Source organism: Methanobrevibacter boviskoreani JH1, from assembly GCF_000320505.1.
In the GTDB taxonomy this organism is placed as follows: domain Archaea; phylum Methanobacteriota; class Methanobacteria; order Methanobacteriales; family Methanobacteriaceae; genus Methanarmilla; species Methanarmilla boviskoreani.
This window is the reverse complement of sequence record NZ_BAGX02000023.1, coordinates 50,826-76,969: the sequence shown is the minus strand read 5'-3', so window position 1 is coordinate 76,969 and position 26,144 is coordinate 50,826. Positions and strand designations below refer to the sequence as shown.

Here is a 26,144-nt window from a genome sequence, read left to right as displayed (position 1 = left end):
AAAATTAAATAATTATTTCATTTCCATCAACTATTTTAAAAAAAAAGATTATTTAATTTACATATGTTAATAATCAGTTTATCTTAATATAAAATTTGATATAATCAAAATTTAAGATTCTAAAAATTTATTGAAATCTGATTCCTACTCACATAACACCAGAATATAAAATCAATTTTTTATAAAACTTTTAGAATATTTAATAAGAAAGTATAGGGAAAATAAGAAAAAGTAATACTTAATATAATAAAAATTATTACAAAAACCGAAACCTTTATATATAAGTACATACAATCTATATTATAGTTACTACAAGTAACTAAAAAAAATTCAAAATAAAATACTAAAATTAAAGTTAAATTAATATTTATTTTTGAATTTTATCATTTAGAATTCATAATTATTATTTTAAATCATAAAAGCATGTAAAAAATTAAAAATAAACTTAAATAATATTTTAAGTACCAAAGGTTAATAAACTTAAAATATGATTTCAATTTTATATTATTAATATTTTATAGGCTTGAACAATTAAGGAGATGGTTATTATGGCTGACACAAATGATAAAACTCCAACCTTAAAAGTTGCAGAGGCATTATCTCAAAGAGATATTGGTCAGGGTATCGTTAGGATAGATCCTAATGCAATGAGTGAACTAGGTCTTCAGGAAGGAGATTTAGTTGAAATTAAAGGATCAAAAACCACAGCTGCAACCGTTGTATCTTCACAATCTGATATTGGTCTTGGAATTATTAGGATGGATGGAACTATCCGTAAGAATTCAGGGGCTTCAATTGGTGAGGAAATTGAAGTTAAAAAGACTACTGCAAAAATAGCTAAAAAAGTAGTTCTTGCACCAACTGAAAACAATGTTAAAATCCAAGGTGACATTAGAGGATTATTCTTAAATAAAGTTATGACCAAAGGAGACATCATTGGTTCAGGAATTAAACCTCCAATGATGCATAATCAAACTGGAAATCCAATCGATGATATGTTTAATAGCTTCATGGATATCTCCCCTATGGGTGAATTAAAATTCGCCGTAGTTCAAACTCACCCTACAGGTGTTGTAAAAATTGGTCCAAATACACAAGTAGACCTACAAGATCATCCGGTAGACATATCTAAACTTGAAGGTGTAACCAATCTTGTAAATGTAAGTTACGAGGATATTGGTGGTCTTAAAGAAGAGGTAAGGAAAGTAAGGGAAATGATTGAAATTCCTCTTAAAAGGCCGGAACTCTTTGAAAGATTAGGAATTGCACCACCTAAAGGAGTCTTAATGCATGGACCACCAGGTACAGGTAAAACCTTACTTGCAAAAGCAGTTGCAAGCGAAAGTGATGCTCATTTTATCTCAATTAACGGACCTGAGATTATGAGTAAATATGTAGGTGGATCTGAAGAGAACTTAAGGGAATTCTTTGAAGAGGCTGAAGCAAATGCTCCTTCCATCATATTTATTGATGAATTAGATGCAATTGCACCTAAAAGAGAAGAAACCCAAGGGGAAGTAGAAAGAAGGACAGTTGCACAACTTCTAACCTTAATGGATGGTCTTAACAGCAGAGGACAAGTAGTTGTTATTGGTGCTACTAACAGACCAGATTCATTAGATCCTGCACTTAGAAGACCTGGAAGATTTGATAGGGAAATTGAAATCGGTGTTCCTGACAGAGATGAAAGGAAAGAAGTACTTGAAATCCATACAAGGAATATGCCTTTAAGTGATGATGTGGATCTTGATAAAATAGCTGATAGCACTCATGGATTTGTAGGTGCAGATTTAGAATCATTATGTAAAGAAGCTGCAATGAGAGTTGTAAGAAGATTAATACCTGAGATTAATCAAAGTGACGAGGAGATTCCGGAGGAAACTCTTAAGAAAATCATTGTAACTAATGATGACTTTAAAGAAGCATTAAAAGAAATTCAACCTTCTGCTTTAAGAGAAGTTCTTGTCCAAATCCCAGATGTTAAATGGGATGATATTGGTGGACTTGAAGATGCAAAACAAGAGTTAAAAGAAGCTGTAGAATGGCCACTTAAATATCCGGACAAATTTAAAAAATTCCATGTTGATCCTCCTAAAGGAGTATTATTATATGGACCACCAGGTACAGGTAAAACCTTACTTGCAAAAGCAGTTGCAAGCGAAAGTGAAGCAAACTTCATTGCAATTAAAGGTCCAGAACTCTTATCCAAATGGGTAGGAGAATCAGAAAAAGGTGTAAGGGAAGTATTCAGAAAAGCAAGGCAAACTGCACCAACAGTTATCTTCTTTGATGAAATTGATTCCATTGCAAATACCCGTGGAACAGATGCCGGAAGTTCAGGTGTAACTCAAAGGGTAGTAAATCAATTACTTACCGAAATTGATGGTATGGAAGATTTACATGATGTAGCAATCATTGCTGCAACTAACAGACCAGATATTATTGATCCTGGTCTAATGAGACCTGGAAGATTTGACAGACATATTAAGGTAGACACTCCTGATGAGGATAGCAGACTTAAAATCTTCAAAGTCCACACAAAGGATATGCCTCTTGCCAGTGATGTAAATCTTGAAAAACTAGCAAAACATTCAGAAGGATATGTTGGAGCTGATATTGAAGCAGTATGCCGTGAAGCTGCAATGTTAACTTTAAGAAACAATATCGATGCTGATGAAGTAAATATGAAAGCATTCAACGAAGCTATGGAGAAAGTCAAACCTAATAAAAATGATCCTGGAGAGGAAATGGTACAATACCTCTAGATAAAAAAAGTCCTAAATAAATAGAATAGAAGTCCCGACAGGGACTTCTAATAAAATATACTCAGTAAAACTAGATGATTTAGAAGCATTGGCTTCTTAGAATAGTTAAAAAAATAATCTCTAAAAAATAATTAGAAATTAAGTCCTGAAAAAACCTCTAATAAACTTAATTTCTAAAATTTATATTATTATCAAGAAATAAATAAAAAATCTCTCAATTTATAAAGTCTATAATATAAAACACATAAATTAAATCACATAAAAAGCTTAACTACCATAAGCTTAAATGTACAAGCAAAACACGAAATTTAAATAAAAATTAATATTATATATTTCAACCTCTAATATAAATTATAATATTAAAGTCCATAAAATCTCCCTATAAAATAGAAAGTGAGAATCGGATTTCTGTAATCTGGTTCTCATTTTTTTATAAAACCATTGTAATACTTTTTTTAAAAAAAATAATAATCAATTTAATAAATAAAAATAGACTTCTTTTTATTAAAAAATATAAACCAATAAACAGATAAGTATAATTGATTTAGACTATTATAAAAATAAGATAAATTTTTATAGATTTTATTATTAAAGAAGAATTAGGATAATAATCTTTATTAAAATAGAATTTATTTTATTATAATTATATGAAGTGATGAAATGACCCAAATGACAGAAGCTTTAAAAGGTAACATTACTCCGGAAATGGAAACAGTAGCAAAATTTGAAGAAATTGATGTAAATAAGATTTTAAGAGGAGTAGCTAATGGTACCATTGTAATACCAAAGAATGTTAACCGTGATACAGATGTAAGGGGAATTGGAACAGGACTTACAACAAAAGTCAATGCAAACATAGGTTCTTCAACCAAAATTGAGGATCTTGATTTGGAAGTAAATAAAGCTAAACTTGCAGTAGAATATGGTGCAGATGCAGTTATGGATTTAAGTACAGGTCCAAAATTAAATGAGTTTAGAAAGGCCATATTAGATGCTGTAGATATTCCAATAGGAACAGTACCAATATATGAAGCAGGCGCCCATACATTAAATGCCAATAAAGAAATTATTGATATGGATCCTGATTTAATCTTTAAAGTCATTGAAAGTCAGGCAAAGGAAGGGGTTGACTTCATGACATTACACTGTGGAATTACCAAGGAACTAGTTCCTAAGATTCAATCCCAAAAAAGAAAAATGGGTATAGTATCCCGTGGTGGAACCTTCCTTGCATCCTGGATATTACACAATAACATGGAAAACCCATTATATGAAAACTATGATTATCTATTGGAACTTGCACTTGAATATGACATCACTTTAAGTTTAGGTGATGGACTACGTCCAGGATGTCTATCTGATGCAAGTGATATACCTCAAATACAGGAATTAGTAAATCTTGGAGGCCTTGTTAAAAGAGCCCAAAAAGTAGGTGTACAAACAATGGTTGAAGGACCTGGACATGTACCTTTAAACCAGATCAAATCCAACATGGAACTTGAGAAAACATTATGTCATGGAGCACCATTCTATGTACTTGGACCGATTACAACCGATTTAGCACCAGGTTATGATCATATCACCTCAGCAATTGGAGGAGCAATAGCTGCATCAAATGGAGCCGATTTCCTATGTTATGTAACCCCTGCGGAACACCTATCATTACCATCACTTGAAGATGTTAAAGAGGGAGTAATAGCTGCAAAAATAGCTGCAGAAGCTGCAGACGTTGCACTTGGAAATGAAAAAGCTTTAAAAAGAGAGGAAGAAATGGCCGATGCAAGACGTAAATTCGATTGGGATAAACAATTTGAACTTGCATTTGACAAATCAAAACCAAGGGTATATAAGGACAAATGTGAGATAGAAGACAAAGAAATGTGTGCTATGTGTGGAGAGTTCTGTGCTGTAAAAATAGCTAAAAACGATTTCTGAAGGGGAATACCATGAAATATCAAGAATTGGTTGATGTTTATGAAGCACTAGCTGCCACCACAAAAAGATTAGAGAAAACTGAAATACTTTCAAATTTCTTCAAAACCGTTGACAGCGAGCTTATTGATAAAGTCACATTATTATGTCTAGGTAAAGTTTTTCCCTCCTGGAGTGAAGAGGAACAGGGAATTGGAGATAAACTTGTAATGAAAGCCGTTGCTGATGTAGCAGGCGTAAGTGTACTTGATGTTGAAAATGAGGTAAACAACCAGGGAGATATTGGAGCTGCAAGTGAGGTTCTTGTAGAAAATAAAAAACAGATGACATTTTTCTCACAGGCACTTACAATTGAATTCGTCTTTAACAATCTCAGGAAACTCGCTAAAATCTCAGGCGAAAAATCAACCTCCAGAAAAATATCAATTATTCTTGAATTACTCTCCTCTGCAAGTGCTACAGAATCCAAATACATATGTAGAACAATTGTGGAACAATTACGTATTGGTGTTGGTGAGGGTATTATAAGGGATAGCCTTTCCGATGCATTTGGAATTGATAAAAAAATTGTTGATAGGGCCACCATGCTAACAAATGATTTGGGACTTGTTGCAAAAGTCGGAGAAACCGAAGGTGCAGAAGGACTTGAAAAGTTAAATCTAACACCGGGAAAACCTGTAAAGCTAATGCTTGCACAGTTGTCTGAAGGTATCGATATAAGCATTAATGAGATGAAGAAGGCATTATGTGAAACAAAATATGATGGAATCAGATGCCAAATACATAAACACAATGGTGAGGTAACCCTATTTACAAGAAGACTTGAAAATATTACAAAAGCAATTCCGGAAATTGTGGATGCTGTAAATAAAGGTTTACCAGATGAGGACTTTGTTGCAGAAGGTGAAATTATTGCAATGCGTGATGGAAAACCCTTATCCTTCCAGAATATCCTACATCGTGTAAGACGTAAATACAATATTGAAGAGGCAATGGAGAATATCCCTGTAGAACTTTATTTATATGATTTATTATATTATAAAAAACCGCTTATTGATGAGGCAATGGAGAAAAGACGTGAAATTCTCGAATCAATTACCGACACCTCAACGGATATGATTAATCTAAGTGAACTCGTAATATGTACACCCGATAATGTCAAGGATGCTCAGGATTTATTTAAGAGATCCATTGCTGGAGGTCATGAGGGTATTATGATTAAAAACGCATTTGAACCATATATTCCAGGAGTACGTGGTAAGAAAATGCTCAAATATAAAGCAGAACCTGAAAACCTTGATGCCGTTGTTGTTGGTGGAACCAAAGGTATTGGTAAAAGAGGGGAGTTCATAGGATCTTATCTTATAGCACTTCAGGATGAGGATGAGAATCTTAAAACTGTTGCTCAGGTTGGTACAGGCCTCACTGATGAACAATTAGAGGAGCTTACTAAAAAGATGGAAGAATATAAAATCTCACAGAAAGGTACAAAGATTACAGTAGAACCTAGAATAATATTTGAAGTTGCATATAGTGAGATTGTAAAAAGTCCAGAATATGAGGCAGGATATTCATTAAGATTTCCAGTAGTTAAAAGAATAAGGGAAGATAAAGGCCTTAAAGACATCGATACTGTTGAAAGACTTAAATCCATGTATAAGGAATAAATCCCCTTTTTCCATTTAATTTATTTATTTTTAAAGCTTCAAAATCAGTTAACCAAAAAAAATAATCGCATTAAGCATTTTAAGCTTTAAAAACTAATTAAAAACAAATAATATTAATCAACTATTTATACTTTAAGTTAAAAATTAAAATTAAAAATTAAATGCCTAATTTTTAAAATAATTTAATCATATACTAATTTTCTGACAATACTGCTATTAAATAAAGGATTAAATTATAAACCATTTAAAAATTTAAATCCTAAAATTATTACAAAAAACGAGAAGATATCAAGACTTTCAGATATTTAAAATCTTTAAAATAATTTAACTAAAAATAAATAAACCTTATAAATTCCTTTAATAAATCAAAAAATATAGTTTATAGAAGCATTCTATAAACTTAAGTAAATTAAAAGGCCAGGTTATATGATTATTACAGATAAGGACATTTATAAGATCGCTTTAATCACCACTATTATTGGAATAGTTGGATTAATTCTCACCTCAGGTTTTATAGAGCCTAAGGAACTAAGTGTTAATCAGATTACAAGTAATAATATAAATGAGAAAATAGTAATCCATGGAACTATTTCCAGTATCAAATATTCGAAGAATAGTAAAACCTGTTTTATAAGTTTAAATGATAAAACCGGAAGAATAAATTTAATACTATTTGAATCTGGCCTTGATGATTTTAATAACCATAACATTAACATAAATCAATTTAACAATAGAAATGTTAAGGTTACAGGAACTGTTACTCAGTATAAAAATGAACTAGAATTAAGTTTAGAAGATTCAAACTCTATAAAATTTGAATAATATTGATTCCAATTATAAATTGTTTACTGGAAGTTTAGCAATATTAAAAAATCAGCCACACCTAAAAAAGACAATGAAAGAAATATTATTTTTATATACCTAAAAAAAATTAAAACTAATAAGATACAAAAGAATAATTAAAAAAATAGAAAATATTAATATTTTTAAGATAGAAATATTTTAATATTAAATTTTACTAATTATAAAAAATCTGATTACATGATTCGATTTGAAATCATAGATTTTTCTTTAAATTGTTTTATTAATTCAAGAATATAAGGTATAAAAATGTCTAAAAAACGATTATTTGGAACTTTTGGTGTACGTAGAGTAGCAAATGAAGAAATGACACCGGAATTTGCAGCAAGACTTGCAGCAAGTTATGGTACTCTTATACAAGGAACTGTTGCTATTGGAGGAGATACAAGAACATCTACCCCCATGTTAAAACATGCGATTACTGCAGGATTATTATCCTCAGGATGTGATGTGGTAGATTTAGGAATACTTCCAACTCCTGCAATCCAGTATGCAGTTAGAAATTATTATGATGGTGGAATTATAGTAACTGCATCCCACAACCCTCCAAAATATAATGGTCTTAAATTTGTAGATGAGTATGGAATAGGTACACCAGATGACATGGAACTTAAAGTTGAAGAGATGTTCTTTGATAGTGAGCCTAAAAGGGCAAAATGGGACGAAATAGGAAAGGTTTATACAAATAACAACATAATTGACGAATACATTGATGAGGCAATCAAAAGAGTAGATTCAGAGGCAATTAAAAATGCACATCTCAAGGTAGTTGTAGACTGTGGATCAGGTGCAGGTTCTTATACAGCTCCATATTTACTTAGAAAACTTGGATGTGATGTTACAACATTGAATTGTCAAGCTGACGGTCACTTCCCAGGACGTAATCCTGAACCTATCGAGGAAAATCTTGGAGATTTAATAGCTACCGTGAAAGAATTAGGTGCGGATATTGGTCTTGCACATGACGGTGATGCAGACAGAACCATATGCATTGACGAGAAAGGTAATTTTGTTCTTGGAGATAAGACATTCTCACTTGTTGAAAAAGCAATGCTTAAAGAAAACAATGGTGGAACCATTGTAACTACAGTTGCAACCTCAACAGCAATCTATGATATTGCAGAAGAATATGGTGGGGGGGTTATTGCAACTGCTGTAGGAGATTTACTTGTTGCAAGAAAACTTCAAGAGACCGACGGATTATTTGGTGGAGAAGAGAACGGAGGATTAATATTCCCTGATTTCGTTTATGGAAGGGATGCTGCAATGACTGTATCCAAAATTTTAGAAATCATTGCCAAAGAGAAAAAACCATTATCAGAACTTGTAAGTGAACTTCCTGAATACTATACAGTTAAAATGAAAACAGGATGTCCTGATGATAAGAAAGAAGAGGTTATGTCCAAGATAGCTAAAGAGATTTCCGATACTACCGACTATGAACTTGATAGAACTGATGGAGTTAAAATCCTAAGGGATGACGGCTGGGTAATCATTAGACCTAGTGGAACAGAACCTATATTCAGATGTTTCGCCGAAACAGACAACATTGATAAATCTCAGGAAATGACCGAATGGGGAATTTCACTAGTTAAGAAATACTTAAATGAATAAACAAACATTTTATTCATTTTTCCTTTTTATAAATTTTTAAAACAATATATCATAAAAAATTTTTTACTATTTTTAAGTTCTAAGTGATATGATGAAGTGTCCAAACTGTGGTACAGACAATAATAACAATGAAGCGAAATGTAGAAAATGTGGATACAACTTAGATATCATTAAAGAATACAATGCTAGAGGAAATGACAATAAATTAATATCCAGTATTGACTCCAATACAAGTTTTATAGGAGTTATGATTGGATTTATTATATTTGGAATATCATTATTTTTAAGCTCATTTTTATATAATCCTTATTTAATAAACGGAAGGATTTCATATACCATTTATTTAGGTATTATAATACTTACTTCACTATTTACCGGAAGTCTTATTACAGGAACTATTAGTTGTAACAATCTTAAGGATGCAAACACCAATGGTTTATCTTTCTTAGTTATCAGCTATCTTATAGTTTTAGGATCTTTAGCCCTTTCATATGCTTCCAACAGTCTTCCATCAAATATAATATCCGATTCAGTAGGTTCTGTAATAAACACTACCACACTATCCTCTAATTCAACTGCAAATAACACGATAGATTCGATAGAACTTATTGTATTTCTCCTAATAGGTCTTGTTGTAATCTTTATAGGAACCTATCTTGGAACAATTCTAGTAAGATTAATCCAAAGATAGACCATTACAAAAAAAATCAAATATAGCCCATTACAAAAAAGCCTGAAAAGATTAAAAAAAAACATGAACATCTAATTTTTAAAATCAACAAGACTGTAAAAGCCTTTTATAAAAAAAGATATTATGATAGTTGGTTTCATATTTCAGGCATTAATACAAGAATTGAATCTTAAGCAATTCCTATTTTAAATATTGTTTAAAGTTAAAAATTGAGTTCAACCATGTTTATAAAAATATTATATGAAAAATATTTAAAAACATGAAAAGAAAAGACCATTAAATAAATAGATATAAATTAAAATAAAATAAAATGTATCAATAAAGACCTAACATAATTAGTTATATTTTAAATTTAAAGATAAGGATTAAAAAATAAAGATGATATGTGCTGACGAATATACATGAACATATTAAAAAATAAAGTTTTTTTTAAAAAAAGGAAAATGTTTTCAAAATAGATTTTAAAAAAAAAACATATAAGAGAGCAGGGTTTTTAAAAAAATAAATTTAGAAGTATTCAAGACACTCTGTTTTAAGAAACTGTGCGTCCTCATTGTTAGGATCAATTGCTAAAATTGTAGTGAAAATATTTTCAGCCTTTGCAAATTCACCCATTTCCATTAAAACAACTCCCTTATTTAATAAGAAATTAGTATTATCCTTATCAATATTAATTGCCTTATCAAAACAGTCCAATGCTTCAGAAAAACGACCAAGTTCTACTAAAGCATTGCCTCTTCGGTTTAATGCTGATGCATTCATAGGAGAATCCTCTAAACATAATTCCAAACCTTTATCATATGCTTTTAAAGCCTCCTCAGGTTTTTCAATATCTGTTAATATATCACCAATTGCATTCCATACCTCAGGATTACTATCATCAATATTTAAAAGAATATTATACACTTGAAGAGCCTCTTCAAGCCTGTTTAAAACTTCAAGAATAAACCCTCTCCAATATAAAACAACAGTATTTCTTGGATTAATCTTAATTGCATGGTCATTAGCTTTAAGAGCTTCCTCAGGATTACCTGAATTTAAATATGCGATAGCTTCATTATTCCAAATAAATTCATTATCAGATTCAACCTTTAAAGCTTTATCATAACAGTTAATAGCCTCCTTAAATCTGCCTAACCTTGAAAGGTTATCTCCTTTCTTATTCAATAGATAAACATCATCTGAATCAAATCTTAAAGCTGCATTATAACATTTTACAGATTTATCATATTTACCACTATCAAATAGAATGTCTGCCCTTTGAGTAATCATTGCTTTCTCATCAATTTTTTCCCCCTTCCAATCATCAACATCTAATTTCTCAAAGTAGATAATCTGGAAAATATCATCATCCTTTAGTTTTTGGACATACATCTTTTTAAAATCATGTACCATCTCTTTAGCATCTTTATATCCCTCTGCACGGGCCAGTTCATCATTGTTTTTTAATTGGCCGTATTTTATTAACTGAATATCCGTAACTTTAGCCTCGAATATCTTCTTCTTTTCTTTTGATACCAAATTCCAGTAACAGTAAAGACGGTCTCCAACTTTTAAAGGGTGTTTCCAAATCTTTCGAATGGTCATATTCTTTTTACCAATGATAATGTTAATGTTTTGGCTTCCAAATGATAAAATTGGCATTATAAACCCTTCTAATTTTTAATTTATAATTTAAATTTAAGAAATAAATCTTTAAAGATTAAAATAACCCATTAAGTTCATAAGAAGAATTTAGATAAAAAATAAAAACCCATATGAACTTACATCTTATTAAATAATATTATTATATTAATTTTTGTATAATAATAAAGTTTTTTAAATAAAGTTTATTGAATGGGCAATATCTGGGAAATGATGAACTGTCAAAAGCGAAAAAAACAACAAGATAACTGTCTGAAAATGTATTTAAGAATTAATAATATTTATAAGATAAATTAAAATCTTTAAAAATAGTTAAAAAATAAAAATAGTATTAAAAATTAATCTATTACTTCATCACCATACTCTGCTGTTTTTAATTGAAGTTCAATATCCCTTAAATGATATTTCTTAAGATAATGGGCAAATTCTCTCATGTCATTAGGATTAGGACTATCAATCTCATATAAACAAGGATCCAGAACATTCCTATTTCTATATTGTTGTAACGTATAAATATCACAGGTAACAGATTTGGCGATAGTTTCAATATCCGCCAAACTAAGTAATTTAGGAACATAGGTTGTTCTACATTCTAATGTTAAACCTTCCTTATTATATGCCAGATCCATTGATTTTTTAACATTACTGCCAATATCGGATCCAATTACCTCTTTATATTTATCAAAAGGTGCCTTTACATCCAATGCCAGATAATCCAGATAACCAAGTAACGGTTCCAGTTTTTGAGGATATACACCACTAGTATCCAATTTAGTTTCTAAACCAATATCCTTGGTATATTTAAATAACTCCAAAACATCATCTGATTGAACAAGAGGTTCCCCACCGGATATTACAACAGCATCTAAAAAATCAGCAGAATGATTTATTAATTCCTTAACCTCTTCTAATGATTTTGTAGTTTTATCATCCAATAATTCTGCATTTTGACAATATGGACATCTAAGAGGACATTGGGATAGAAAAATAGCTAAAGATATTCTACCATGAAAGTCAACACTAGATATTACAGATCCTCCAAAATACATTCTACCACCTTATTTTCAATTATAAATCAAATCTTTTTTTATTTTAATTCCTATTTTTTATTTATAAATTAATCAAATAAGTAATAATTAATTAAAATTATATAATAAGTATTATTTAAGTTATTCTAATAAAAATTAAAAATTATTGAAAAAATAAAAGATATACACCAAATATTAAAAGATGAAACCTATATTTAAATAAAATAATAGGAAAATATTTTCTAAAAATAGCTAAAACTAAAAAATTCTAAAAAAAATTATCTAAAAAAATAGCCAAAATTTAAGAAAAAAGTTTAAAAAGCATTATCCAAAAAATAGATAGAACTAAAAAAATGGACAATAATAATTTAAAAAAGATCAAATTAATGTTTTAAAAGAAGTAAAAATCGGTGAAATAAATTAAAAAATAAAAAATTATTTTAATCAATCTACAAGAGTATGTAAAGCTTCTATAAACCTTTTATCATCATCTAAACTCGCAACACTAATCCTAATATAATATTCATCAATACCTTTAAAAGATGTGCAATCCCTTACAATCATACCCTTAGACATTAATCTATTTGTAAGTTCTGATGCGGTATAACCTGAGTCATGTAAATCAATTAACATAAAGTTTGACTTTGATTCAAGTACATGAAGATTCTTAAATTTGGAAACTTCCTGATATAAATAATCTCTTGACTCTATACTTTTAGCAGTTGACTCTTTAATATACTCCTTATCCCTCAAGGTTGCAAGACTTGCAACATATGACAATCTTGTAAGTGAAAATACCGGTTTTATCCTATACATATATTGGATTACATCAGGATTAGACAATCCGTAACCAATCCTTAAACCTGCAAGACCCATAACCTTTGACATAGTCCTTATAATAAACACATTATCATATTCATTAATAAGATTTACCTGGGTCTGTTCTGAAAATTCAAAGTATGCCTCATCAATTATAACAAGGGCATCGGTTGCCTCAATAATAGTTCTTAAATCATCCTCAGAAACTAATGTTCCTGTTGGATTATTCGGAGAACATAGGAAAATAAATTTAGTTTTATCTGATATTGCATCAAGAACTGACTGAACATCAAGGGCATTATTCTCCAAGTCCCATTTGGCATAGACAGGTACTGCACCATATGGTTTAAATAAAAATTCATAATATGTATAAGTTGGAAGGGGAGTTATAAATTCGTCACCTGGTTCAATAAAAGTTTTTGCAAGTACATCGATTAACTCATCAGCACCATCACCAGTTACTATTACATTCTCAGATTTAACACCGGCATATGATGCAAGTTCGTCAACAAGTAAATGTAAATCTGTTTCAGGATACCTATTTACACCATCTGCTTCCTTTTTAATAGCTTCAACGGCTTTTTTAGAAGGACCCCATGGATTCTCATTAGAGCCCAATTTAACAATATCCTCTTTTTTAACATTAAATTCGTTTGCAATCTCATCCTCAGACCTACCAGGAACATAAGGATCCAATTCTTTTATAACCTTTCTCGCTTCCATTTTACAACCACTATAAAAAAAATTATATCTTATTTAAAAAAAAGTAAAGTGAAGAATCTAATTATTCCTCATCTAAATCATATGCTTTTGAAAGTCTTACATAATGATCTGCATTTTCCTGAATTCCTTTGATTTGTTCTGGAGATACATCTTTAATACGTCTTCCAGGAACTCCTAAGATTAAACTACCTTCAGGATATTCTTTTCCTTCACTTATAACTGCTCCAGCACCTACAATTGAATTTTTACCAATATGGGCATTGTTAAGTACTGTTGCATTCATACCAATAAGCACATTATCTTCAATAGTACATCCATGAACAACTGCACCATGACCTATAGTTACATTATCACCAATGGTTAATGGTATATTTTTAGTTGTATGTAATACACAATTATCCTGTACATTTGAATTCTTACCTATTTTAATTGGAGCTACATCCCCACGGACAACAGCACCATACCAAATAGATACATTTTCATCTAATTCAACATCACATAATACATGAGCACCGGGAAATATTTTAACACTATCTTTAATTTCCATAATTTTACCTCATATTTATTAAATGAATTAATAATATAATCTAATTAAATTAAACTATTATATAAATTTAATTATTACTAAAAAAATTAAATATCATATAATTTTAGACAATAAAAAAATAAAATTTAAACCATTGCATAAGTTTAAGCTTTTATGTAAATTTAGACTTTATAAAAAAATAAAAATCAAACCGTTGTATAAGCTTAAGCTTTTATGTAAATTTAGACTTTTATAAAAAAAAATAAAATTTAAACCATTGCACAAGTTTAGATTCTTATATAGATTCGGATTCTAAAAAAAATAAAATAAAATTATTCATCATTACCTTTATGCTGAATAATATGTTCTTGTTTTAATAAAACCCTTTCATTAGAACCTACATCCCTCATTAAAAGAACACCAGAACCAATAGATGAATTAGATCCTACCTTTACACCGGGACTTAAACTTGAGTTAATTCCAGTTTTAGTATAATCCCCAACAATAGCTCCGAGTTTTCGTCTGCCACTGTCTATTCTTTTATCCTTAATAACAGTTTTTACATTTTTATTATCAAAACGTAAGTTCGCAATGTTAGTTCCTGCAGCAATATTACAGTTGGAACCTAAAATAGAATCACCTACATAACTTAAGTGGCTTACATTAGTATTCTCCATAATAATTGAGTTTTTAATCTCAACTGCATTTCCTACATGTACATTATCACCAAAGTAAGAATTACCACGGATATAGGAATTAGGTCCAATATCACAGTTTTTACCGATATATACCGGTCCTTCAATATATACCCCTGCTTTGATAATACTTCCCTCGTCTAGGAAGACATTACCGTGAATTGTTACTCCATCCTCAATTCTACCTTTAATATCCATTTTTACATTATTGAGTAATCTTTCATTTATCTCAATAAGCTCCCATGGTTTACCAATATCTAACCAATCCTTATCTGTTTTATGACCACGTATTGTTTTACCATCCTCAATTTGTAATGACAAGGAATCGGTGATTTCATATTCTCCACGAGGTGACTCTGGAGTTTTTTCAATCTTTTCAAAAATATCCTTATTAAAGATATATATTCCAGTATTAGCTAAATTACTTGGTGCCTCTTCTTTCTTAGGTTTCTCAACAATATTTACAACATTATGGTCTTCAATTTCAACAACACCAAAACCAGTTGGATCCTCAACCTCTTTAAGTACCATTAATGTATCCGGTTTGTTTTCCTCATAATCCTCAATAATCTCAGACAATATTGAAACGTCTAAAATAATATCTCCATTAAGAGCTATAATACTATCATCAATAAAATCAGAAGCATAACCTATTGCATTTGCAGTTCCTTCTAGGTTGGATTGTGTTTCATAAGAAATATTAACTCCAAATTCCTTTCCATCCTTAAAATAGTTTTTTACCATTTCTTCCTTATATCCTACAATTAACAAAATATCTTTAATTCCGCATTCACGTAATGCTTCAATGGTATATTGAATAATAGGTTTTCCTGCAACAGGCAACATAGTTTTAGGCTTGGTAATGGTTAATGGTCTCATTCTTGTACCTTCACCTGCGCTTAATATTACAGCTTTCAATCAAATCCCTCCAATGAAAATCGTTTTATATCTTTCAATGAAAAATTTTTATTCTAAAAATCTTGAACTTAATAAAATATTTAATTTTATATAATATTAAATTTATTCTATTTTCAAATCAGAACAGTGAAAAATAGAAAAAATCAACAAATTTAAAAAAGGAATAGAATCACTTAAAAAAGCAATCATGTATTTTAATTCCCTAATTAGGTTTAAAAAAAAGTAATTATAAATGAGAATTAATTATATCTAAACAGATATTCTTAATTTCATTTGCTTTTTCTTCAGTTTTAGCTTCTAAAGTAATTCTAATGTAGTTTTCAGTACCTGACGGTCTTACTAAAACCCAGCTACCATCATTTAAACTTATACGAACACCGTCAATAGTATTAATTTCCTTAATATCATCAAAAGCATTTTCAAGTTCTTCGTCCATGTTCTCCATGATTTTAACTTTATCCTCTTTACTGCAAGTTACTTTCTCACGGATATTTGGATAGTCAGGCATTTGATCCAATAATTTAGAAAGAGGACCTTTATGAGACACTATATCTGCAAGCCTTAAACCTGACAACAATCCGTCAGGACACATACAGAAATCAGGATGTAACCATGTTCCAGATGGCTCTCCACCAAAACTAGCATTGTTCTTTAAAATTCCATCTGCTACTGCAACATCTCCAACAGGTGTTCTTAAAACATTTCCACCAACCTTTTCAAGTTCCTCATCCATTATGAAACCTGCATCAACAGTAGTCACAACGGTTCCACCAAATTCAGAGGCAACAAGTGCAAGTAATTTATCAAAATTCACAACCTTTCCAGTTTCATCTACAGCCATCATACGATCTGCATCACCGTCATGGGCAATACCTAAATCTGCACCGGTAGCTTTAACGACCTTTTTAAGAGAGCCTAAATTTGCGTCATTAGGTTCAGGATTACGTCCTGGGAAAAATCCGTCCACCTGTGAATTTAAGGTGATTACTTCACATCCCGCACGTCTAAAGACAATAGGAGATATTTCACTACCTGCACCAGATGCACAATCAATTACAACCTTAAATCCAGGTTCAATATTAACCATACTCAACAAATCATCCATATAGACCTTTTTAATCTCATTGTTTTCAGTTATTGAACCTATCTTATCCCAACCAACATTGACATATTTTTTATTTAAGTAGATGTCCTCAATCTCACTTTCCTGTTCCGGTGTATAAGCCATACCATTCTTATCCCATATTTTAATACCATTGTATTTTGAAGGGTTATGTGAGGCGGTAATCATTATACCTGCATCGGCACCTAATCTGTCGGTTGCATAACCTACAAGAGGAGTTGGAACCATTCCAACCTTTATAACATTTACACCACTTTCAACAAGACCAGCAGTAATAGCCTGATCCAACATTTTACTTGTGGTTCTTGTATCATAACCTAATACAACTGTACCTTCATTACCAAGATAATAAGAAAGAGATTTACCTACATTTAAAGCAAGTTCTCCAGTAACCTCTGAACCTATCTCCCCTCTAATTCCAGAGGTTCCAAATAATTTCTTACCAACACTTGCCATATTATAACCCCAGTTTAAGCTCCAAATTTATGGGAATAATTCATATAATCCATCATAATATTCATTACATCAGAACCTCTGATTCTGCAAAGACCACCCTTATAAGTAGCGAATTCGTTATATTCCTCTACATCATCAGTTCTAACTTCAGGACCTCTAATCAATATAGGTACAGGATCACCAGTGTGATTTTTAACGGAAATTGGAGTTGAGTGATCTGCAGTTAAAAATATATAAACGTCCTCAAGTTTTAAAAGTTCGCTCATAACAACTTTATCCACTTTCTCAATGAATTCTACTTTTTGTTTTACATTACCATCATGACCTGCCTCATCTGCTCCATCAATATTAATTAAGAAGAAATCATGGTCGGAATTTTTAACCTGGTCAATAATAGTATCCCTTATATTATCAAGATTAGTGTCAACCCCACCGGTTACATCCTCCATCTCGATAACATCCATACCAGCAAAACGAGCAATACCCATAATTAAACCGGTTTCTGCAATACATGCTGAGTTAATCTCATACTTATCATTAATAGGTTCCACCTCAGGAACTGCACCTGCACCACGAGGGATTACAACATTTGCAGGAGGCAAATCATTTTTAATCCTTTCAAGATTTACTGGATGATCTTTTAACATTTCATAAGTTTTTGCAACAACCTTATTTAAAATATCTGCAGTTTTTTCAGCTTCAGCAGAACCGTCTAAAGCTACTACCTCGGCAGGAGCCTTTCCTTCAACCTTAGGATCAGCATCAGATACTTTATCAGATAAACCTTCACCTCTAAGTACAAGTACGGCACGGTGACCAGTAGATTCTTTAAATATTATTTTAATATCCTTATAATCATCAAGAACCATAGTATTCAATTTTTCCACAAGATCTTTAGTACCTTCCCTAATTCTTCCAGCACGTCTATCAGTAACTATTCCGTTTTCATCCATAGTTGAAAAATTACATCTAAAAGCAATATCTCCTGGAATAACATCCAAAGCCACACCAGAAGCTTCAAAAGGACCCCTTCCAGTATATACCTCATATGGATTATATCCTAAAATAGATAAATGTGCGGTATCACTTCCAGGTCTAATTCCCGGAGCAATAGAATCCATAATTCCTGTTATTCCCTCTTTAGCCATTTGATCCATATTAGGAGTATTTGCAGCTTGAAGCGGTGTCTGATTGTTAAGTTCTTTTATTGGACGGTCACCCATACCATCCATTACCAATATCATTCCTTTCATTATATCACCTGAAATCTAAAAAAATGATTTTAATCTTAGTTAAGATAACAAATTCAGATAAATTAAATCTTAAATTTAAATTTCTCTGATTTCTATATTAAATTAAAAAAATTTTTAAATTGATTTTGTAAAATTTAAATATTATATATAGATATAATTTTAAAACCTTATAAAATTTGTTTAATAAAAAATTAATAAAACAAAAAATACTATATAATAGTTTATATAAACTTAAATGCAATAAGTTTTTATTAATACAAATGAAATGGAAAAGTGATATTATGGCTAGATATGTTTGTATGTATTGCGGATATGTATTCGATGAAGAAAAAGGTGACCCTGAATATAACATTGCTCCAGGTACTAAATTAGCAGATATGCCTGATGATTGGCATTGTCCTGAATGTCACCAAGGAAAGGATGCATTCGTACTTGAAGAAGACAACTAAATTTATATTCTTTAAATTTTTTTAATTTATTTTACTTTTTTTATTTATTTTTTAAACTTAAACAATCAACAGATTATTTTATAATTTATTACTACTAATTTTAAGAGATTTAACTTAAAAATAATTGGCAAGTTATTTTATATTAATATTAAACTAATTTAAACACATCTAAACTTAAAAACAATAAATTACCATTTATTAATCTACTAATTTTAACAGATTTAAATCACAATAAACTATTTCCCTATTTTTAATTTAAGACTTTAAAAAATAATAATAGATGATACATAGATCAAGATGTGATTTTTTATTGATTTAAACAATAATTCCATTATTCGAAAATAAAAAAAGACATTTACAATTAGTTAAATGGCTAAAACAATATAAAAATAGAAAGATCCCACATAAATAAGTTAAAAATAAAAAAAAACTAGAAAAATAATATAAAAATAAAAAAATCCCATAAAAATAAAATCATAAAAAAAAGCTAGAAAAATAGCTAAAAATAATATAAAAATAGAAAGATTCAATAAAAAATAGTTATAAATAAAAAATAATTAAAAAATTTAAAGGGCACATAGAATACCTACAATACATCCTGTAATTGTAGCAAGTAAATTTACATGCTCATTGTTTAAATATCTACGTCTTTCAAATACTGCACCAAGTAAACTGTCCATAAAACAACCAACGGTACCTGAAATAATTGATATCTTAAGTGCAATCCAAATATCCGGTAAAACACCAAGTAAAAATGCGGAAATACCGATAATTGCAGCACCAATAATACCTGCAACTGTACCTCTAACAGAGACAGCACCATCAGTACCTGCAGGAACTTTCTTAAATGTGGTTATTAAACGAGGCTCTGATAGAATACCAATTTCACTTCCTAATGTATCAGATGTTGCTGTAGCAATTGCACCTATAAAACCACCGACAAAAGGAAGATAATAACCTCCAAAAGCAGCCATCACAAATGCAACGACCCCATTGGAAATAACGTTTTTGGCAGTACGTCTACCCTCAAATTCCCCTAATCTCTTTTTGTAATCTTTAGAATAATAAGTAGCTGCTATACTCATCAAGAAAAATATTACAATAATTAAAAGCCATCTGAGACCTGCAGATAGCAATATTACAATACCCATTATTATCATTACTAATGAGCCTAAAAAATCCAAAGCCTTTCTCTGATAAATAAAAGAGCCCATAATAAATAGAAGCACTACACTAACTGCATTTATCAATATATGCATTTCCATAAAAAATCATCACAATTTTGTAAAAAAAATATTATATTAATTTATTTAATTCATAAATAATATAATTTTCTAAAATAAATGAAAGAGAATAAGAATAAACAATAAAAATATTTAATTTAAAAAAAAAGTTTAAGAAAAAGTTTTAAAACTAGTTTAAAACTTTACTTTTAATAATTTCTACCCTGTTAAGTGGGTATATTTTTTTAGCGTTATGGTAAATTTCAGAAGCTAATCTACCATTAGTTAAGATTTCACTAAATTCTTTGAAAGATTTTTCACTTGCTGATTCAGCAACTAAATTTTCAATGGTTTCTCTCATGAATTTTTGTTGGGAAGATTTAGCTCTTCTACTAGTTACAGCTAAAACATGAACCTTAATTTCACGGTCATCTTTAGTGGTAACAATAACAGGAGCATCTATCCTACTGGTACCTCTTCTAATCATACTTCTAATACGATCAGTGGTGATTTTATGTCCTGTAAATTTAGTATTTGCAACTTTACCTGCAACATTATCGATTTCAAATTGTAATTTAATGTATTGTTTTGAGAAATCTCCGGTTAATTCCCTCATAGTTACTTCTACAGTTCTTCCATTTAAGAATTCAGGGTCTCTTGCAGGAGTTGAACCAATTTCTTTTTCACCGAATTCAACAGGTGTTTTAATAGTGTACCATGCTTTTTCTCTCCAAGTATCACGTACTCGACGTCTAGCTTTTGCCATAAATATCTCCTCTTTAAATGTTTTTTTGTAAAATCCCTTAATTAAGTAATAATAATATTAAGAAATATTCTTTTTTTTAATAAGTAAAAATTAGATACGGCTATCTAATATGATAAATTTGATAAATCAGCATATACTATATGAATTTGTATTATTATAACTAAAAATTTGATAAATTTTAAATAAAACAGATCATCTCTGTAAAATAAGATTAAAGTTATAATCCAATAGCTGATTAAAATATATTCGTATTTAAAAGTATTTTCAATAAAGTTTTAAATAAATTTAAAACCCGCCCTTAAAGGTTACTTTAATTTTTAAAATTTATAATATATAAAAGTTTGTTTTAAACTATAATTTCAATTAGAAAAAGAGAAAATTCAAAAATAATAAACTTTTATGAAAAGTTATTACATCATAAGTCACGATTTTTAAACAAAAAGGTTATCGGTTTTAAAAAGTTTATAGTTGAAATCGAATCTTAAATTTCAAAATATCTAAGTAGAGATAGAATATTAAAGGTTAATTTTAAATGTCTATCAATTTATTTTCATACTAATAATTGATAATCAAGAAGACAATATCCCAACCCATTAATAAGCAATAATCTAGAGAAATAATATTTTAATAGATATTTAAAAGATTTTTATTAAGATCAATTTAATAGCTAATCCATAGATAAAAACCATTATATATTAAGAGGTTTATCCATAAATTCCAAATGTTTAATGTATCTTTCCAAAACCTCTTCAATAGGTCCCTCATCAACAATGACTTTAATTCCTGCATCATCAACACGGACTTTTGATTTAAAACCTATCTGCCCTACAAAAATAGTATCAACATCATGTTCCTTAAGAGCTTTAACTATTTTTACTCCCTGATGAGGTTTATCCTCTTCTATTTCCACAGTAATTTTATTCTGAAATTCCAGGTTATCCTCATCATAGTTATAAACATATATTGATGAGGCTTTACCAAAATGTAAATTTACATTCCTACCGTCAGTAGAAGCAAAAGCAAATTTCACAAAAAAGACCCCTTAAAAATAGTTATAAAAAATTAAAGAATTAATCTTTAATTTTGTTAATTAACTTAGCAACATTAGTTGCAAATAATTTAACGGTTGCAATTCCTTCAACATCTTCCTTATAAGATCCTTCAGGACCTGCAAAAACCATATTCCAATAGCTACTACCTGGAATAATCATTTCATTAATTATGAAGAACATAGACATTTCTTGTAAAGTTAATGTTTGACCACCACGTCTTGCAACAGTAATTGGTCCACCAACCATCCATGATAAGAATTTATCATTACCACGGGAAAGTTTACCAATTCTTTGAAGGGCAGCCATCATATCACCACGTGCAGTTCCAAAGTATACGGGAGCTGCAGGTATGAAACCATCAGCATCTCTAAGTTTATCTACAATCTCATTAATTCCGTCATCAAAGACACATTTTCCAGTTTCGCCACATTTTCCGCATCCTATACATGAGTGTATATTATTATTTCCAATGTTAATAATTTCTGCGTCCACACCATTAGCCTCAATAGCATCAGCACAGATATTTAAAATGCCCATAGTATTTCCATTTGGACGTGGGCTAGCACATAAAAGAATAACCTTTGAGATAGTATTACCCCCTAATCATCCTTTAATGTAATACATTCGTTAGGACATAAATCTACACAGGTTTCACATAAACTACATTCATCTATATCTACAGGAGTTACCTTACCATCTACCCATTGAAGAACTTCCATAGTACATAAATCTACGCAGTCTCCACATTCATCTTCGCCATCACATTTATCGTGGTCAATTATTATTGTTACCATAAAAATCACATCCATTAAAAAAATATCAATATATTTTTAATTAATTATAGTTTTTATAAAACTGATATTTACTATTATAATTTATAGTTTATAAATTATTAGCATAATATAGAATAAAAATTATAAAATTTACATAATTTTAAAAAATTAAAAAAAGAAAAAATAGATAGAAACAAGCTATTCTAAAGCATGATGGCAATCACAGTCATAGTCATCATCTAAAGATAATATTGTCCTATGTATTAAGCCTAAAAGTGCATGTTTTTTCTCTTCCATAATCTCTGCAACTTCTTCAAAGCTTAGTTTATCCGGAGATATGGAGGTTCCAAAATTGCTTACAACACATATTGTTTCATAGCAAATTCCCTTTTCCCTTGCAAGAACTGCCTCCGGAAGTCCTGTCATACCTACTAAATCTCCACCAATAATCTTAAACATTTTAATCTCTGCAGGAGTTTCAAATCTAGGACCTTCGGTACATACATATGTACCATGAGGAATAATTTTCTCATCTTCACCGTTTTCCAAAATAGCCTCCCTAAGTCTTGGACAATAAGGCTCGGACATATCAATATGATGTACCTCGTTATCATAAAATGTTCTATCCCTTAAGACTGTAAAGTCCAAAAAGTCGTCAGGAAGCACTATTGATCCAGGAGGCATTTCCATGTTAATGGAACCTACCGCATTAGTGGAAATAATCTGGTCCACACCACAGTTTGCTAAAGCCTGTATATTGGCCTTATAATTGATCATGTGAGGAGGGGTTTTATGTCCTTTATGATGACGAGAAATAAAAGCCACTTTTTTAGATTCGATATTTAACATTGTAACAACAACAGAACCGTATTCAGTATCTACAGTTATATCCTCTTTTGAATCAGCAAGCTCTGTTATTTCATAAACTCCACTACCGCCTATAATTCCTAACAAAATAATCACCTAATCATAATGAAAAAAAAGGATATTGGATTATCCTTTTGTAACTGCAAGAGGGCTAACCTTTGCAACAAGTTTTGCAATACCTGTCATATCAGATGTTTTAACAACATTGTCCACATTCTTATATGCTCCAGGTGCCTCTTCAGCAATAATTGGTCTGGTATTTGCTTTAATATGAATACCTTTACTTTGAAGTGTTTGTTCAATTGATTCGGGAGTAAATTCTTTTTTAGCTTTAGACCTTGATAAGACCCTTCCTGCACCATGAGCAGTAGAACCAAATGTCTCTTCCATTGCAACATCGGTTCCATGAAGTATATATGAAGATGTACCCATTGTTCCTGGAATTAAAACTGGTTGACCAATACTACGATATTCTTTAGGAATTTCAATTCTACCTGGACCAAATGCCCTAGTTGCTCCTTTTCTATGAACAATAAGTTCTTGTTTAGATTTTCTAACCTTATGAACCTCTTTCTTAGCTATATTATGTGCTACGTCATAAATAGTTGTCATGCCCATATCCTCTGCAGACTGACCTAGAACATCTTCAAATGATTCCCTTACCCAGTGAGTCATCATTTGTCTGTTTGCCCATGCATAATTTGCAGCAGCATACATTGATTTTAAATAATCCTGAGCCTCGTGGGAATCTATTGGTGCACAAGCTAGTTGTCTATCAGGAAGAGTAACCTCATATTTTTTATATGCCTTATCCATTAATCTCAAATAATCAGAACATACCTGATGACCACATCCACGGGATCCACTGTGAATCATAATAGTTATAGTGCCTGGAACAATTCCAAAAGCTTTTGCAGCCTCTTCATTGTATATCTCATCCACTTTCTGAATTTCCAGGAAATGGTTTCCAGAACCGAGAGAGCCTAATTGAGAAATACCTCTTCTTTTAGCCTTATCGGATACTAAACTAGGATCTGCATCCAATAGCCTACCATTTTCTTCAAGATATTTTAAATCATCATCCCAACCAAATTCATGGTCCACAGCCCATTCTGCACCGTATTTTAAAACATCATCCACCTGGTTTTCCTTAAGATGGAATCGTCCTTTACTTCCTACACCGGAAGGAATATTTTTAAATAAAGTATCGGTTAACTCTTTAATTTTAGGTTCAATATCCTCTGCTGTAAGATTGGTTCTTATCATTCTTACTCCACAGTTAATATCAAAGCCTACACCACCGGGACTTATTACCCCATTCTTAGTACTGACGGCACCTACACCACCAATACTAAATCCATATCCAAAATGGATATCAGGAAGTCCTATGGAATATTGTTGAATACCTGGAAGACAAGCAACATTTGCAACTTGTTCAAGAGCCTCATCTTCAAGGTTTTCAAAACCTTCATCATCAATGTATATTCTACCAGGAACTCTCATTTCCCTTTTATAACTACTAGGAATTTCCCATACATTATCCCGAACTTTTGTAATCTCTTCTTTAATACTCATAAAATCACTTAACAATAAATAACAATTAAATAAATTGAAAGTTTAGTAAATATAATCAATAAAATCCCATAGATAATAATATTATTAGGAATTTTAAATTAAAATATTAATCTATTATAATATAATATTTTATCTGTAAATACTTAATGTTTATTATATAATAAAAAGTTTTATAAAAAACTTATAAATCAAGAATTACCCTTAGCCTATAATAATCATCAATCTTTTTAACTTCCATCATATGAAAGGTTATGGCCTTAACCTCGGAACCTCTTTCATGTTTTACATCCCAATTTATAGATTCTCCCTTAATATTGGCCTTTAATCTATATTGGTTTCCATTATCTCCATCTATCTTTTCAATATCAACATTGAATTTTGAAAATAGGATAAAATTAACCTCATGTAAAAACAATAACTCCTCTAAATAGTCATAAAGAAGGGACACTAAATCCTCTGATTCCACTTCAATATCCATATCCTCAACAGGATCAACATTATCTGTATTGGAGATGATGTTAAACATTGCAAGTCCCGCGTTTTCAAAAGCCTCTTTTAAGGTATTTCCATAGGATAAAAACCCAATATCTGCAGTGACATCAAAAAATTCATAAGGTTTATCTGGTTTTTTATTATTGGATAACATAATAACACTACTTATTTGATATTAATCATTTTAATCAGAAAAAAAATTTAATATTTAAATAAAATATTAGTTTTCAAA

Annotated in this window: 22 protein-coding genes; 7 read left to right on the top strand and 15 right to left on the bottom strand. The window is 30.4% G+C overall.

Annotation, left to right across the window (positions count from 1 at the left end):
• Nucleotides 1-548 precede the first annotated feature (548 nt).
• From ON24_RS06585 to ON24_RS06560, 6 genes are all read left to right on the top strand, one after another.
• Entirely contained in the window at nt 549-2,765 is a 2,217-nt protein-coding gene (locus ON24_RS06585; protein ID WP_016357855.1) for a CDC48 family AAA ATPase, read from the top strand.
• 660 nt (nt 2,766-3,425) lie between these two features.
• On the top strand, nt 3,426-4,700 hold the full coding sequence (gene thiC / locus ON24_RS06580) for a phosphomethylpyrimidine synthase (RefSeq protein ID WP_040682363.1): 1,275 nt from the start codon (nt 3,426-3,428) through the stop codon (nt 4,698-4,700).
• Nucleotides 4,701-4,711: 11 nt separating this feature from the next.
• Nucleotides 4,712-6,364: an ATP-dependent DNA ligase gene (locus tag ON24_RS06575; protein ID WP_040682362.1), complete on the top strand. Its 1,653-nt coding sequence runs from the start codon at nt 4,712-4,714 to the stop codon at nt 6,362-6,364.
• Nucleotides 6,365-6,790: 426 nt separating this feature from the next.
• Nucleotides 6,791-7,186, top strand: coding sequence for an exodeoxyribonuclease VII large subunit (locus ON24_RS06570; protein ID WP_016357852.1), 396 nt, complete (start codon nt 6,791-6,793; stop codon nt 7,184-7,186).
• Nucleotides 7,187-7,474: 288 nt separating this feature from the next.
• Nucleotides 7,475-8,839: a phosphoglucosamine mutase gene (gene glmM / locus ON24_RS06565; protein ID WP_016357851.1), complete on the top strand. Its 1,365-nt coding sequence runs from the start codon at nt 7,475-7,477 to the stop codon at nt 8,837-8,839.
• A gap of 91 nt (nt 8,840-8,930) precedes the next feature.
• A complete protein-coding gene (locus tag ON24_RS06560; RefSeq protein WP_040682361.1) occupies nt 8,931-9,530 on the top strand; it encodes a zinc ribbon domain-containing protein in 600 nt (199 codons plus the stop codon).
• 507 nt (nt 9,531-10,037) lie between these two features.
• On the opposite strand, the gene ON24_RS06555 is transcribed toward ON24_RS06560, so the two are convergent.
• From ON24_RS06555 to ON24_RS06525, 7 genes are all read right to left on the bottom strand, one after another.
• Nucleotides 10,038-11,174, bottom strand: coding sequence for a tetratricopeptide repeat protein (locus ON24_RS06555; protein ID WP_016357849.1), 1,137 nt, complete (start codon nt 11,172-11,174; stop codon nt 10,038-10,040).
• A gap of 338 nt (nt 11,175-11,512) precedes the next feature.
• Nucleotides 11,513-12,223: an anaerobic ribonucleoside-triphosphate reductase activating protein gene (locus ON24_RS06550; RefSeq protein WP_040682360.1), complete on the bottom strand. Its 711-nt coding sequence runs from the start codon at nt 12,221-12,223 to the stop codon at nt 11,513-11,515.
• A 423-nt stretch (nt 12,224-12,646) separates the two neighbouring features.
• Nucleotides 12,647-13,744 (bottom strand): histidinol-phosphate transaminase, encoded by a 1,098-nt coding sequence (hisC, locus tag ON24_RS06545; RefSeq protein WP_016357847.1) that lies wholly within the window; start codon nt 13,742-13,744, stop codon nt 12,647-12,649.
• Nucleotides 13,745-13,805: 61 nt separating this feature from the next.
• A complete protein-coding gene (locus ON24_RS06540; protein WP_016357846.1) occupies nt 13,806-14,291 on the bottom strand; it encodes a gamma carbonic anhydrase family protein in 486 nt (161 codons plus the stop codon).
• A 311-nt stretch (nt 14,292-14,602) separates the two neighbouring features.
• Nucleotides 14,603-15,883 (bottom strand): bifunctional sugar-1-phosphate nucleotidylyltransferase/acetyltransferase, encoded by a 1,281-nt coding sequence (glmU, locus tag ON24_RS06535; protein ID WP_016357845.1) that lies wholly within the window; start codon nt 15,881-15,883, stop codon nt 14,603-14,605.
• 226 nt (nt 15,884-16,109) lie between these two features.
• Nucleotides 16,110-17,462, bottom strand: a complete 1,353-nt coding sequence (gene glmM, locus ON24_RS06530) for a phosphoglucosamine mutase (RefSeq protein ID WP_040682359.1) — start codon at nt 17,460-17,462, stop codon at nt 16,110-16,112.
• A 14-nt stretch (nt 17,463-17,476) separates the two neighbouring features.
• Nucleotides 17,477-18,715: a 2,3-bisphosphoglycerate-independent phosphoglycerate mutase gene (locus tag ON24_RS06525; RefSeq protein WP_040682358.1), complete on the bottom strand. Its 1,239-nt coding sequence runs from the start codon at nt 18,713-18,715 to the stop codon at nt 17,477-17,479.
• 281 nt (nt 18,716-18,996) lie between these two features.
• Here ON24_RS06525 and ON24_RS06520 point away from each other — a divergent pair, with 281 nt between their 5' ends.
• On the top strand, nt 18,997-19,164 hold the full coding sequence (locus ON24_RS06520) for a rubredoxin (RefSeq protein WP_040682357.1): 168 nt from the start codon (nt 18,997-18,999) through the stop codon (nt 19,162-19,164).
• Between the two features lie 566 nt (nt 19,165-19,730).
• Here the strand turns inward: ON24_RS06520 and ON24_RS06515 are convergent.
• The 8 genes from ON24_RS06515 to ON24_RS06480 all read right to left on the bottom strand — a co-directional run bounded on the left by ON24_RS06515 (nt 19,731) and on the right by ON24_RS06480 (nt 26,066).
• Entirely contained in the window at nt 19,731-20,429 is a 699-nt protein-coding gene (locus ON24_RS06515) for a TIGR00297 family protein (RefSeq protein WP_016357841.1), read from the bottom strand.
• A gap of 148 nt (nt 20,430-20,577) precedes the next feature.
• Entirely contained in the window at nt 20,578-21,159 is a 582-nt protein-coding gene (locus ON24_RS06510) for a 30S ribosomal protein S3ae (RefSeq protein WP_198008278.1), read from the bottom strand.
• Nucleotides 21,160-21,841: 682 nt separating this feature from the next.
• The gene (locus ON24_RS06505) at nt 21,842-22,183 is read right to left on the bottom strand and encodes a NifB/NifX family molybdenum-iron cluster-binding protein (protein ID WP_040682356.1); all 342 of its coding nucleotides are present in this window, start codon (nt 22,181-22,183) and stop codon (nt 21,842-21,844) included.
• 40 nt (nt 22,184-22,223) lie between these two features.
• Complete coding sequence (locus ON24_RS06500; protein WP_040682355.1) at nt 22,224-22,793, bottom strand: flavodoxin family protein; 570 nt, start codon at nt 22,791-22,793, stop codon at nt 22,224-22,226.
• An 11-nt stretch (nt 22,794-22,804) separates the two neighbouring features.
• Complete coding sequence (locus ON24_RS06495; protein ID WP_016357837.1) at nt 22,805-22,999, bottom strand: ATP-binding protein; 195 nt, start codon at nt 22,997-22,999, stop codon at nt 22,805-22,807.
• Nucleotides 23,000-23,176: 177 nt separating this feature from the next.
• The gene (locus tag ON24_RS06490) at nt 23,177-23,932 is read right to left on the bottom strand and encodes an S-methyl-5'-thioinosine phosphorylase (RefSeq protein WP_016357836.1); all 756 of its coding nucleotides are present in this window, start codon (nt 23,930-23,932) and stop codon (nt 23,177-23,179) included.
• A 39-nt stretch (nt 23,933-23,971) separates the two neighbouring features.
• A complete protein-coding gene (locus ON24_RS06485) occupies nt 23,972-25,420 on the bottom strand; it encodes an RtcB family protein (protein WP_040682354.1) in 1,449 nt (482 codons plus the stop codon).
• A gap of 181 nt (nt 25,421-25,601) precedes the next feature.
• The gene (locus tag ON24_RS06480; protein WP_016357834.1) at nt 25,602-26,066 is read right to left on the bottom strand and encodes an archease; all 465 of its coding nucleotides are present in this window, start codon (nt 26,064-26,066) and stop codon (nt 25,602-25,604) included.
• Nucleotides 26,067-26,144 lie beyond the last annotated feature (78 nt).

Bases quoted from the DNA above. Each gene is read 5' to 3' on its own strand.
- ON24_RS06585 (WP_016357855.1), top strand. From the start codon at position 549: ATGGCTGACACAAATGATAAAACTCCAACCTTAAAAGTTGCAGAGGCA.
- thiC (WP_040682363.1), top strand. From the start codon at position 3,426: ATGACCCAAATGACAGAAGCTTTAAAAGGTAACATTACTCCGGAAATG.
- ON24_RS06575 (WP_040682362.1), top strand. From the start codon at position 4,712: ATGAAATATCAAGAATTGGTTGATGTTTATGAAGCACTAGCTGCCACC.
- ON24_RS06570 (WP_016357852.1), top strand. From the start codon at position 6,791: ATGATTATTACAGATAAGGACATTTATAAGATCGCTTTAATCACCACT.
- glmM (WP_016357851.1), top strand. From the start codon at position 7,475: ATGTCTAAAAAACGATTATTTGGAACTTTTGGTGTACGTAGAGTAGCA.
- ON24_RS06560 (WP_040682361.1), top strand. From the start codon at position 8,931: ATGAAGTGTCCAAACTGTGGTACAGACAATAATAACAATGAAGCGAAA.
- ON24_RS06555 (WP_016357849.1), bottom strand. From the start codon at position 11,174: ATGCCAATTTTATCATTTGGAAGCCAAAACATTAACATTATCATTGGT.
- ON24_RS06550 (WP_040682360.1), bottom strand. From the start codon at position 12,223: ATGTATTTTGGAGGATCTGTAATATCTAGTGTTGACTTTCATGGTAGA.
- hisC (WP_016357847.1), bottom strand. From the start codon at position 13,744: ATGGAAGCGAGAAAGGTTATAAAAGAATTGGATCCTTATGTTCCTGGT.
- ON24_RS06540 (WP_016357846.1), bottom strand. From the start codon at position 14,291: ATGGAAATTAAAGATAGTGTTAAAATATTTCCCGGTGCTCATGTATTA.
- glmM (WP_040682359.1), bottom strand. From the start codon at position 17,462: ATGGCAAGTGTTGGTAAGAAATTATTTGGAACCTCTGGAATTAGAGGG.
- ON24_RS06525 (WP_040682358.1), bottom strand. From the start codon at position 18,715: ATGAAAGGAATGATATTGGTAATGGATGGTATGGGTGACCGTCCAATA.
- ON24_RS06520 (WP_040682357.1), top strand. From the start codon at position 18,997: ATGGCTAGATATGTTTGTATGTATTGCGGATATGTATTCGATGAAGAA.
- ON24_RS06515 (WP_016357841.1), bottom strand. From the start codon at position 20,429: ATGGAAATGCATATATTGATAAATGCAGTTAGTGTAGTGCTTCTATTT.
- ON24_RS06495 (WP_016357837.1), bottom strand. From the start codon at position 22,999: ATGGTAACAATAATAATTGACCACGATAAATGTGATGGCGAAGATGAA.
- ON24_RS06485 (WP_040682354.1), bottom strand. From the start codon at position 25,420: ATGAGTATTAAAGAAGAGATTACAAAAGTTCGGGATAATGTATGGGAA.
- ON24_RS06480 (WP_016357834.1), bottom strand. From the start codon at position 26,066: ATGTTATCCAATAATAAAAAACCAGATAAACCTTATGAATTTTTTGAT.